This is a genomic window from Microbulbifer weihaiensis, from assembly GCF_048323715.1.
In the GTDB taxonomy this organism is placed as follows: Bacteria; Pseudomonadota; Gammaproteobacteria; order Pseudomonadales; family Cellvibrionaceae; genus Microbulbifer.
The window spans coordinates 176,601-188,817 of record NZ_JBLWFL010000006.1; the positions used below are offsets into that span (position 1 = coordinate 176,601).

The 12,217-nt window shown below is 58.0% G+C and carries 6 protein-coding genes; 3 read left to right on the plus strand and 3 right to left on the minus strand.

The genetic code is table 11. The features are described 5' to 3' along the window. Positions 1 to 123: 123 nt before the first annotated feature. Positions 124 to 846 (plus strand): SDR family oxidoreductase, encoded by a 723-nt coding sequence (locus ACNKU7_RS08970; RefSeq protein ID WP_418296633.1) that lies wholly within the window; start codon positions 124 to 126, stop codon positions 844 to 846. A 140-nt stretch (positions 847 to 986) separates the two neighbouring features. Continuing rightward, complete coding sequence (locus tag ACNKU7_RS08975) at positions 987 to 3,179, plus strand: OsmC domain/YcaO domain-containing protein (RefSeq protein WP_418296634.1); 2,193 nt, start codon at positions 987 to 989, stop codon at positions 3,177 to 3,179. A 153-nt stretch (positions 3,180 to 3,332) separates the two neighbouring features. Here ACNKU7_RS08975 and ACNKU7_RS08980 read toward each other — a convergent pair whose 3' ends face one another. The 3 genes from ACNKU7_RS08980 to ACNKU7_RS08990 form a co-directional block, all read right to left on the minus strand. Continuing rightward, positions 3,333 to 4,904, minus strand: a complete 1,572-nt coding sequence (locus tag ACNKU7_RS08980; protein ID WP_418296635.1) for a hypothetical protein — start codon at positions 4,902 to 4,904, stop codon at positions 3,333 to 3,335. A gap of 158 nt (positions 4,905 to 5,062) precedes the next feature. Continuing rightward, positions 5,063 to 7,999 (minus strand): M16 family metallopeptidase, encoded by a 2,937-nt coding sequence (locus ACNKU7_RS08985; RefSeq protein WP_418296636.1) that lies wholly within the window; start codon positions 7,997 to 7,999, stop codon positions 5,063 to 5,065. Between the two features lie 305 nt (positions 8,000 to 8,304). Continuing rightward, positions 8,305 to 9,243: a porin gene (locus ACNKU7_RS08990; protein ID WP_418296637.1), complete on the minus strand. Its 939-nt coding sequence runs from the start codon at positions 9,241 to 9,243 to the stop codon at positions 8,305 to 8,307. 347 nt (positions 9,244 to 9,590) lie between these two features. Between ACNKU7_RS08990 and ACNKU7_RS08995 the strand changes: the two genes are divergently transcribed. Continuing rightward, positions 9,591 to 12,110 (plus strand): DNA internalization-related competence protein ComEC/Rec2, encoded by a 2,520-nt coding sequence (locus ACNKU7_RS08995; RefSeq protein WP_418296638.1) that lies wholly within the window; start codon positions 9,591 to 9,593, stop codon positions 12,108 to 12,110. Positions 12,111 to 12,217: the final 107 nt, after the last annotated feature.

The following is a 12,217-nucleotide window of genomic DNA, read 5'->3' on the forward strand; positions in this document are numbered from 1 at the left end:
AACTGCTTTAGACGAGCGTCCGGGAATTCTGAATAATATGCCCCGGTTTTATGGGGTAGTGTTCAGCGCCGGTGTTGAGGCCCAGGCCGGCGCAAGGCGTTAAAACGATGGAGGAAGCTTGTCTTGAGCAAAGCAAAAGTTGCGGTTGTTACCGGGGCAGCCCAGGGTATTGGTAAGGCGATCTGCGATGCCTTTACCCTACAGGGTGTCACTGTGTGTTCCATTGATGTGCAGGAAAACGACTATTTCGTCGGTGATATCGCCGATGAGCAGGTTTTGAAGGCATTTGCGTCCAAGGTGGTTTCGGAGCACGGCGCCGTGGACTACCTGATCAACAATGCCTGCCTGTCACGCGGCGGGTTGAACTCCTGTTCGTTCGACGACTTCAATTACGTGTTGCGTGTGGGTGTTACCGCGCCGTTTTATTTGACCCAGCTGTTGCAGGAACATTTCAATCCCGGGGCAAGCGTGGTGAACATATCGTCCACGCGCGCAACCATGAGCCAGGCGAACACCGAAAGCTACAGCGCTGCCAAGGGCGGTATCAGCGCATTGACCCACGCGATGGCAGTGACTTTGGCGGGGAGGGCGCGGGTGAACGCCATTTCCCCGGGCTGGATCGACACCACCAATACACAGTTTGAAGGGAGTGACGCGACACAGCATCCGGTGGGCCGTGTTGGCAGCCCGGCGGATGTCGTGAATGCGGTGATGTTCCTGTGTGATGACAAGAGCAGTTTCATTACCGGCCAGGACATCACGGTAGATGGGGGCATGACTCGCCAGATGGTGTATCACGGCGACGGCGGTTGGTCCTATTCGCCGGATACGCAACGTGGCGGGTAAAGATAGGCTGATCTTCCTGCGCGCTTTCTTGTAAAGGGGTGATCTCGCGCTGCAGTAAACCGAGACGGGCTACCCTAAATTCTGGATAATGCGCGCCCTCAGCGTCTTCGGCGCCCCACTTTCAGACTCCGGTAGTCCCCATGGAAATTAACGTCAACTTCCTCGATAACCTCAGACTTGAAGCCAAGTTTGACGACTTCACGGTCATTACGGACCAGCCCATCCGTTACAAGGGGGATGGTTCGGCGCCGAGCCCGTTTGACTATTTCCTCGCATCTTCCGCGCTGTGTGCGGCGTACTTTGTGCGGGTGTACTGCCTGTCGCGCAATATCCCGACAGACAATATCCGCCTGTCGCAGAACAACATCGTCGATCCCGAGAATCGCTACAACCAGATCTTCAAGATCCTGGTGGAGCTGCCGGAGGACATTTCCGAAAAGGACAGGCAGGGTATCCTGCGCTCCATTGATCGCTGTACGGTCAAGAAGGTGATCCAGACCGGGCCTGACTTCCAGATCGAGACGGTGGAGAATCTGGCGGAAGACGCGCAGGCACTGCTGATGGTGCAGCCGGATGCGGAGCACCAGACGTTTATCGAAGGCAAGGACCTGCCACTGGAGCAGACCATTGCCAACATGACCAGGATCCTGGCAGATCTGGGCATGAAGATTGAGATCGCTTCGTGGCGCAACATAGTGCCGCATGTGTGGTCGCTGCATATCCGCGACGCGGCCTCGCCCATGTGTTTTACCAACGGCAAGGGCGCAACCAAGGAAAGTGCCCTGTGTTCCGCCCTCGGCGAATTCATCGAACGCCTCAACTGCAACTTTTTCTATAACGATCAGTATTTCGGCGAAGAGATCGCGAACGCGGCGTTTGTGCACTACCCGAATGAAAAGTGGTTTGCACTGGAAGAAGACGATGCGCTGCCGGCCGGTATCCTCGATGATTACACCCTGGCCATTTACAACCCGGACGGCGAGCTGGCGGGCTCCAATCTGGTAGACACCAACTCCGGGCGCGCGGATCGCGGTATCTGCTCGTTGCCCTTTGTCCGTCAGTCCGATGGCGAAGTGGTGTATTTCCCTTCCAACCTGATCGAAAACCTGTTCCTCAGCAACGGCATGAGCGCGGGTAATACCCTGCATGAAGCGCAGGTGCAGTGCCTGTCGGAAATCTTCGAGCGCGCGGTGAAGAAGGAGATTATTGAGCAGGAGATTGCACTGCCGGACGTCCCCCGCTCGGTACTGGAGAAGTATCCGGAGATCCTTGAAGGTATCGAGGAGCTGGAAAAGCAGGGGTTCCCGATCCTGGTCAAGGACGCTTCTCTGGGCGGCCAGTTTCCGGTTATGTGCGTGACCCTGATGAACCCGCGCACCGGCGGCGTGTTCGCCTCGTTCGGCGCGCACCCGAGTTTTCATGTTGCGCTGGAGCGCAGTCTCACCGAGCTGATGCAGGGGCGCAGTTTCGAGGGCCTGAACGATGTACCGCCGCCCACGTTTAACAGCCTGGCGGTCACTGAGCCCAACAACTTTGTGGAGCACTTTGTCGATTCCACCGGTGTCGTTTCCTGGCGTTTCTTCAGCGCCCAGTCGGAATACGAATTTGTGGAGTGGGACTTTACCGGCAATCACGCCGAGACCAATGCGGAAGAGGCCACCGATCTGTTTGGCATCCTCAGGGACATGGGCAAAGAAGTGTATGTCGCCACCTATGAAGACCTCGGCGCGCCGGCCTGCCGGATTCTGGTGCCGGGGTATTCCGAGGTATATCCGGTGGAAGACCTGATCTGGGACAACACCAACAAGGCGCTGGATTACCGCGAGGATATCCTCAATCTGCACCGCCTCAGTGATGATGCGCTGGAAGATCTGGTCGAGCGCCTTGAGGAGAGTCAGATCGACAATTACGAGACCATCATTACCCTTATCGGTGTCGAGTTTGACGAGAACACGGTTTGGGGGCAGCTCACCGTGCTCGAGCTGAAGCTGCTGGTGTACCTGGCCTTACAGCGCCACGAGGAAGCGCTGGAACTGGTGGAAAGCTTCCTGCAGTACAACGACAACACTGTGGAGCGCGGTCTGTTCTACCAGGCGGTGCGCGCAGTGCTGGAAATCGAGCTTGACGACGAGCTGGCGCTGGAAGATTACATCGTGAACCTGCAGCGCATGTTCGGTGAAGAAAAAATGAAGGCTGTGGTCGGCTCGGTAGATGGCAGCGTCCGCTTCCATGGCCTGACACCGACCAACATGCAACTGGAAGGTCTCGACAAGCACCTGCGCCTCATCGAGAGCTATAAAAAGCTGCACGCCGCGCGCGCAGCCCGGGCCTGATGCAAGCACAGATATCGCCCTGTCACTGATTATGCAGGCCACCTCAGCGTGGCCTTTTTTATGCCTCTTGAGAGGTGAATCCCCAGGATTGAGCACCGCAACTGCCTATCGAAGCTTATCCGCGTAGCTTAAACAGTGAGACCGCGGCTGCGGTCAGGGCATCGAACATCCGATTTGCGGATTTTCCTCCTGGCCGGACTTCGCGTTGAGCAGCAGGAAACTCATTACGTGAAGAGCCTCAAAACGCTCCTCATAGGGCGGGAATACGCTAACACCGTGAGGGAAGGCATTGAGGTGGCAGCGTGAACAGCTGAAGCCTTTTTGCGTATAGGTCTCCAATGTGGTGTTCACCAAATTTTGCACATTGGAATGCTGTGCACCCGGGATACCCGGCCCCAGGTGCCGGTTGGGGGCCTGCAGGTTTTTGTTTTGGGTACCGATCAACTGGTAATAGGACCAAACCGTATCCCGCAGAAGCCATTGATACTTCCTGTTGGCGAGCTGCACATCCGCAGGAATTGGTGTCTCCCGGGAAACATTTACCTGTTTGATATCGGACTTTTGCGGCAACAAATCGCCGAGCTTGAAAGCCGGGGGGATCAAGCCGGCTTCACCGGATCGGCCGTCGACTTCATAGCCATTGGGGTACTGTGGAGCGCCAGCCAGAAACTGCCCGCCTTCAATACCGGGATTGAGCGCAGGGTGTGCCGGTAGTGGTAGCGGATCGTTAAAGCGCTTCTGTAGCCGAACATTGTCCACGTGCTCGAAGGTTGAGGGCAGGTGCCCGAACGGTGTTACCCGGTGGATATGGAAGCCCACCAAACCCATCAATTTGGGCTCGCTGAGGGTTCCATCCGGCAGTGGGAACTGGAGAATGCGGCGAAAGTAGCGCCCGGGAATGTCCGCGTCGGGCCCGCTGGTTTTCAGTACTTTCCATGCTGCTTTGACTTCGGTTATACCCTGGCGTGCATACAGTGGCAGGTCGCGTAAGTAGAACTCCAGCCCGGTGGGCAGTGGCTGAAATTTACTGCTGTCGTCATAGGGGTTCCGAGCCGGTATGGGTGCGGCTTCGTGTTCATTTGCGTATTCGATGAAGTTGTTTACCGCGAGGATCTGGTTGTCCGCATCGTAGTATTTGAATTGCTTGATGTAGCGGAAGTAGGGCTGGCTTAGGAGAACCTCCACCCGTACAAACTCTTTGTTCTGGTCGACTAGCGGACCGGTCGGGACATTGGAATTCGTGTAGGGCTGGTTGATCCCGGCAGCGAAGGGACGCCCATACACATAGCTGTTGGAGTAGCAGGGAGGCGAGGGTTGGCGCTGGAGTTCGGCGAACTCAGGATTACCCCAATTTACTGGCCAGTATTGTGGCGGTGTAAAGGCGGTTTCCGGCTGCATGTACGATTCCCACACCACAATTGGGTGTGGCGTGGCGTTGTTGGCGATACCGGCAAGTTTTGCGCCCGGATCTGGTTGTCCGCCGGGGCCTCCTTCTTTCCAGGGCCAGTTCAATGCGATAAAGGATTGCCAGGCAAAGTCGTAGGTGTCCTGCTGTTGTGCTGGAGGAGTTTGGTAATTGTCCGGGTCGGCAGGGTAGCCAGGATGGTTGAGGTCGAACGGCAGGAGCCAGGGTGTTTGCCACCCAGGAAGCTGGTTGGCCTTGCAATAAGTAGAGGTCAGCAGTGCACAGATCAACACCGTACACGCTCTCGAAGGCACTTTCATACTGCGAAGCTCCGTTCGAAAAACGCATCCTGTTGCTTTAAGCCTAGGACGAAGCCGTCACCCGCGTGTTTAACCCGCCGCCATTGGCGCCGGATGATAAAAATGCCGAACAAAAAAAGGCGGCCGAAGCCGCCTCATTTATTGGGTGGAGCAGGCGGTTACAAGCTCGCCGACTCTGGTTCGGCCGCTTTTGCGGTTTCTTTTACGTAGCCGTCTTCATCCAGCTCCACAATGGGCATGCCCAGTTTCTCTACCTCTTCGCGGATCGCAGCGGCATCACCAACAATGACGACGGCCATGTCCTTGGGCGTCAGCACGTCGGTAATGACCTTGTTCAGGGTCTTGCGATCGGTTTCCTTCAGGATGGCACCCTGCTGTGAGCGGTAGTCCAGTGGCAGGTCATAGCTCAGGATGTTGCCGAGCAGGCCGAGTTTTGCGTCCGGCGTTTCGTAGTTACGCGCTTCCTGCTGGCCGATGGCGGAGCGCAGGTAGCTGAACTCGGTTTCCGTCATTCCTTCCGCGTCAAAGGTTTCCAATTCCTTGAGGACTTCGCTCAGTGCATCTGCAGTGGCTTCCTTTTTCACCTCAGAGCTGAACAGGTACATGCCGTCACGGGGTTCGCCCATCAGGTACGTGCGGGCACCGTAGGTATAGCCCTTGTCTTCGCGCAGGTTCAGGTTGATGCGGCTGTTGAAGTTGCCACCCAGCGGGAAGTTGCCCAGATAGGCGAGGTAGTAGTCACCCAGGGCGTCGTAAGGCAGGGCAGGCTGGCCCAGTCGCAGGCTCGACTGTGCGGCGCCTTCCTTGTTGACCAGATAGACGGTGCGGCCTTTGATTTCCGGCTTCTCGAACGCCAGGGCCGCCCGTGCCGGGTGAGAGACCTTCAGCTTTGCGAGGCCATCAAGTGACTTGATGATGGTTTCGTGTGGCAGGCTGGTGCTCACAGTGACACCGCTCAGGTGTGCGGGGAAGTGTGCCTTGTAATAGCTTTTAACGTCGTCGAGGGTGATGTTGGCAACAGTGCCGGGCAAGCCGGCGGACGGGAAGCTGAGTGGGTGCTCCTGGCCACGCATCACTGCGCCGAGCGCGCGGGTTGCGAGGCCCTGTGGCGTTTTGCGTGCCTGTTGCAGGCCCTCGATGGTCTGCTGCTTGATGCGGGCAAAGTCTTCTTCGGTGAATGCAGGCTTGAGGATGCGCTCCATCATCAGGGGCATGGCTTCATCGAGATGCTTCGCCAGTACATTCAGGCTGACTGTGGTCTCGTATTGTCCGCTGCTGATGCTGACGCCCGCGCCCAGGCGTTTCAGGGCTTCAGTGAACTCTGCGGCACTGCGCTCCGTGGTCGCTTCGCCCATCAGGGAGGTCATCAGTGCGGTCAGGCCGGCTTTGCCCCGCGGCTCGTCGCGCTGACCGAAGTCGAATACCGCCTGTATCGTAACCGTCGGCGTTTCGTCATTCTGAACGGCAAGCAGGCGCACGCCATTTTCCAGTTTTCCGTCTTTGATCGCCGGCAGTTCCACCTGCGGGTTGACGCCAGGGGTAGGCTGTACGCTGCGGTCGAAATTGTCTTTCACCGGGCGCAGGGCGAGTGCTTTGTCTTCGTCGGCGTAGGCCTCAGGGATGGTGCGTTTCCACTCGTAGTTCTGCTTGGCGGCCGCCAGTTCAGGCTTGCCGTTAGGAACCACACTCAGCAGTACCGCGGGCTTGTTGGCGATGTACTGGTCGAATACGCGAGTGACGTCATCTGTGGCAACAGACAGGTAGGCTTTGATTTCCTTGTCGATGCCTTTCGGGCTGCCGGTGAATGTTTCAAAAGCGGCCAGAGTCGATACCTTGCCGGCGACGGACTGCAGGCCGAATACGCGGCTGGACTCATAACCGGCTTTGAATTTCACCAGGTCATCTTCGGTGACGCCGCGCTTGGCAAACTCGACCAGCGTTTCGCGTACTGCATTTTCCATTTCTGCCAGTGACTCGCCCGAGGCGGGGTTCTGGATCACGATGAACCACATTTCACAGGCCAGTTCCTTACAGGAGTGGCTCACACTCGCGGATACCGCGCGGCCGGTTTGCACCAGGCGCTGGTAGAGCATGGAGTCCTGGCCCTGGCCAAGAATTTCCGCTGCCGTGTCCAGCGCAGGCTCATCCGGGTGATTGCTGTGAACTGTCGGGATCATCATCGCCAGTGCAGGCAGATGAATATTGTCCTCAAGGGTAACGTAGCGATCAGACTCCAGGGTGGCGGGCTGCTTGGGCAGGTTTTCAACCTCAGGGCCGGCGGGGATGGAGCCAAAGTATTTAACCACCCACGCGAGTGTCTGTGCCTTATCGATATCCCCGCCGATGGTCAGCGTCGCGTTGTTAGGGCCGTACCAGCGCAGGAAGAAGCGCTTTAGGTCGTTAAGGTCGGCGCGGTTGAGGTCTTCCATCCAGCCGATGACCGGCCAGGAGTAGGGGTGGCCATCCGGGTAGGTGGCGGCGAACATGGTTTCCAGTGCACGCCCGTAGGGACGATTGTCCACGCGCTGGCCGCGTTCGTTTTTTACGGTCTCGCGCTGGACTTCAAATTTTTCTTCCGTCACGGCGTCGAGGAACACGCCCATGCGGTCCGATTCCAACCAGAGCACAGTTTCCAGCTGGTTGGCTGGTACCGTTTCGTAATAGTTGGTGCGGTCGGTATTGGTGGTGCCATTCAGGGTGCCGCCGGCCTCCTGGATGATGCGGAAGTGCTCTTCGTCGGCTACGTTGACCGAGCCCTGGAACATCATGTGCTCAAAGAAGTGGGCAAACCCTGAGCGGCCCGGATCTTCGCGGTTGGAGCCCACGTGATAGGTGACATCCACGTGCACAAGCGGATCGGAATTGTCTTCGTGAAGAACAACCGTGAGTCCGTTTGCCAGCTTGTATTTACTGTATGGAATGGCGATTTCTGCGCCATCACCATCGAAGGTTTCGACCAGGGTTACACCTGCGGGCAGTGTGATCTGGGTTTCAGATGCCACGTCCGTGGGCGTCGAGGCAGTCTCCCCGGGGCCTTTGCTGCAGGCTGCGAGTAGGGCAGCTGCGAAAGTCAGCGCGATTTTGGTGCGATGCATTTGGTTAAAGACTCTCTTTTATTTTCCGGAACCGTGGATGCTAACACAGCTGGAGCAGCTGGGAGGTATGCAGAGCGGTGGCCAAACCTGTTGGCACCTTTTGCCGCCTGGCGACCATATGCGCACCGATGCGCGGGGTGCAGCGTGTATGGAGTGGCACTCAAGAGTTACAGCTGTGAAGCTGATGGGAGATGGAGTATTTGGTGAAGCGGGGTTGATTGCTGCTGGTGCAGTTAAAAAAAGCAGTCATAAAACGGAAATAAAAAAGGGGCGCTAAGTAGCGCCCCCAGGAATTCAAGAATTTGTTAGAACTTGAATTCGGTACCTACGCCGAAGTAGCTGCGCTCGTAGTCGCCCGCAGCGGTTTCATCGGTGTAGAAGGTGAACACTTTGGCGGCCTTGGACAGTTTGTAGTCCAGGCCCAGGCTGAAGGTTTCGCCATCGGTTTTTACAATGTCGGACTGGCCATACTGGGCTTTCGCAGTCCAGTTATTGATTTTGTAGGCAACGGAGGTCATCCAGCCGTCTTGCTTGCTGCTGTCGGCTTTTTCCTGCTCTTCATACAGCGCGCCAACTTGCAGGTTGCCGAAGTCGTACTGGCCAATGACACGATTTACATTCCAATCGTTGGCTTCCACATCCTGATCGTAGGCGTAGGCCAGGTAAACGCCGTTGTTGTCGTAAGCAAAGGATACGGAAGTACCGTTATCACGGGTGTCGACCAGATTGCCTGCGTCGTCGAAAATTTCCGCATCTTTATTGCTGATGTAAGCTGCGGAAACCTTGAAACCTGCAAATGACGGGGTGGTGTACTGGAAGTTGTTGGATTCGCGGTTGTCACTCTTGGTGATGAGGCTCTTGATATCGCCTTCCAGGTCGTTGAACAGATCGACTTTCTTTTGTGCAACTTTCAGCGGGGTATCAAATTTACCGCCGATGACCTGTCCGAAGCCGCCTTCGAGGCCAGCGAAGATATTGCGCTGGCTGAAGGTCTCGTCAGCTTCACCGTCGATATCTACTTCGTATTCCATTTTGTAGATACCCTTGATACCGCTGTCCAGCGGCAGCTCACCCTTTACACCGAGGCGGGAGGCGTTGCTCTTGATATCGGTAACGGAGCCATCACCCTCGTCATTGGACTGGAAGGAAGCGTTTGCCTTGCCGTAGAAGTTGAACACTTCTTCCGCACTGGCAAATGCGGGGATCATGGCAGCGATGGCAAGGGAGATTGCGGTCTTTTTCATCTGCGGTCTCACTGATGGAAATTATTAAGACGTTGTCCGTCGATCAGATGCCGCGCAGTTTGCTACCGCAATGTTACAAACATGTTAAATGTGTAAGCTAATTGAAAGTTTTGTGACTAAAAAGTGCGCAGAAAGGCAGTAAAGTCCCGAATGGCGGGGGCTTGGGGCGGAAAGGTGGCGAAGAATTGTCCAGGTGGCGGTGCGGTTTTCAGTCCCGATAAAGTGCGTCAAGCAGGGAAACAGCGGAATTGGATCAGGAGTGTCCATTGGGTGAGGGAAGGGGTTTTCGGGGCTGGTCAGGTTCCTTAACACTTTGGTTGTGGTGTCTGGCGTCAGGTATCGGGCAGGTGGCCTTCTGGCCTGCATTGCCCCATATCTCGGCGGTCGGCTGGCTTGGCTACTTCCTGGTGGTGCTGCTGGTCGCCGTGCTTGCTTTCGGGTCTCAGTTTCCCCGTTTTGGCGGCGATTTAGCTGGGGCGCGGGTTCAGAGGCCGGCCCGTAAGGGCAGCGGGACGCTGGTACGTATTGGCTGCCGGCTGCTTCTGCCTGTCCTGATTGGCACGGCGTGGGCACTGTATGTGGATCGCCAGGCCCTGGACCAGCGGCTGCCAGAGGCCATGCATGGTGCCGATGTGGACGTCACCGTGCGCGTGACCTCGCTGCCGGAAGTAACGCCGGCGACTTCGGCGTTCGGGCATCCCGCGAAGTCGGATAGCCATCTCTACGATGTGAAATTTACCGCGCAGATCGAGTCTGTGGCGGATTCCGGCATGCATGGCCAGGCTGTGGTGCTCGGTTGGTACGGTATCGAACACGCCAGTGTGCCCCAGGCCGGCAGCCGCTGGCAGCTGCAGGCACGACTGAAGCGCCCGCGGGGTACCGTTAACCCGCACGCCTTTGATTATGAGGCCTGGCTGCTGGAGCAGGGGGTTTATGCAACCGGCTATGTGCGGGATAAGTCGCGGCGGCCATTGAAGCTTGAGGATGGCGCGGGTATGCCCGCGCTGCGTGAGCGCCTTCGATCCCGCATCGATCAGGGCTCATGGCCATACGGGCGCCTGATTCGGGCGCTGCTGCTCGGCGATCGCTCAGGCCTGACGGCGCATGATGAACAGCTGTTGCGCACCACCGGCACAGGGCACCTTCTGGCCATATCCGGCCTCCACGTGGGGATGGTGGCCGGCTTTTTCCTGCTGCTGGGGGCCGGGGTGAGCCGAATCACCGGGCTTGTGATTCCGCACAACCCGAGAGTCGTGATTGGCTTGTGCGGGATTTTGGGGGCCCTGTGCTACACGCTGTTGTGTGGGGCGCCGCTCTCTGCACAGCGCGCCTGGCTGATGACCAGCGTCGCTCTTGTGGCCTGGATTTGTCGAAGGCGTATTTCCGCCGGTCTGGCTGTGGCCGTGGCGCTGGCGCTGGTGCTCGTATGGCAACCACTGGCGGTGCTTGGCGTCGGTTTCTGGCTATCGTTCGGGGCTGTGGCGGCGCTGCTGCTGCGCTTCAGTGGCCGGCAGCAAGTGGAAGGGGCCTATTCGGTGCGCGGGGGCGCAGACGCCCATACTCCATCGCCGCGGTTGTGGAAGGCGATGAGCAGCTACCTGAGTACCGCATGGCGCAGCCAGTGGGCGATTGCGCTGGCACTTCTGATCCCTTCAATCCTTTTCTTCTCCGGTGCGAGTGTATCGGCGCTGATCATCAACCTTGTCGCTATTCCGTGGGTGGGCTTTTTGATCCTGCCGCCAATCCTGCTGGGAACTTTGTGTCCGGCTGACGCACTAACCGAGCTTTGCTGGTCGTTTGCCAGCTGGCAGTTGGGGCAATTGCTTGCGTTTCTGGACTGGGGCAATGGGTTTCTTGCTGGCTGGCACGGCCTGCCAGCCCCGGGCATAACGGTTGTGATTCTTGGCCTGGTCAGTGTGGTGATGTTGCTTATGCCACGGGGCTTTCCCGGGCGCAGGATGGGGTGGTGCCTTATCCCCGTAGTGCTTGCGTGGGAATTACCTGGCCAGCCGGCGCCTGCGCCCGCACTCAGCGTTACGGTGTTGGACGTGGGACAGGGGCTGGCGGTGGTTGTCGATACCGGCGATCACCAGCTGGCAGTGGACGCAGGTGCGGATACCAATCGCGGTTGGAGCGCCGGGCGGGCTATTGTCGCGCCCTTTCTCATCGGTAACGGCCACCGCGCGTTGGATGCGCTGGTGGTAAGCCACGGCGATCGCGACCATGCGGGCGGCGTGGCCGGGTTGGCTCAGTCGGTTCAGGTTCGCGCATTGATCGCGCCCGGGGCGCTTGGCCAGAGGTTGGCTGGGGGCTCATCTGTTCTCGGATCCACCAGCCAGTGTGTGGCCGGCAAAGTAGAGCGTTGGGGTGGTCTCACACTTGAATGGCTGTGGCCGGATCCGGTGGGGGCACCCGGTCCGATCAGCGGGGAAGAAAATGACCACAGCTGTGTCGGCCTGTTGCGTTGGGGAGAAACACGGATTCTGCTTACCGGGGATATTTCCCGACAGGTGGAGCGGGAGCTGGCGCAGCGGTTCCCCGAATTTGCACCGGTTGACCTGTTGGTGGCCCCTCATCACGGTTCGCGAACTTCCTCGTCTCAGGCCCTGATCGAATGGGCGCGGCCGGAGTTCGTGGCGTTCAGTACCGGGTACCGGCACCACTTCGGGCATCCCCATCCCCAGGTGACGCGCCGTTACCGGTCGGCCGGGGTAAAGATGTTCAACACGGCGAGCCTGGGAGCCATCCGCTTCTCGTGGCGCGAGGGCCAGTCGATGCCAGACATTGATTGCGCCCGCGAGTCGCTCAGGTTCTGGTTTGCCGAAGAGCGCGCGGGTGTCTCGGCGTCTTGTGCGGCCGGTACATGATGATGTTGGTGCAGGCGTTGCGGAGCCGGTCGCAAGAACGCATTTTCATGGGGTTTGCACATGTTAATGAGGTGCGGATGAGAGCTGGGTCAAAGTTTATGCCGTGG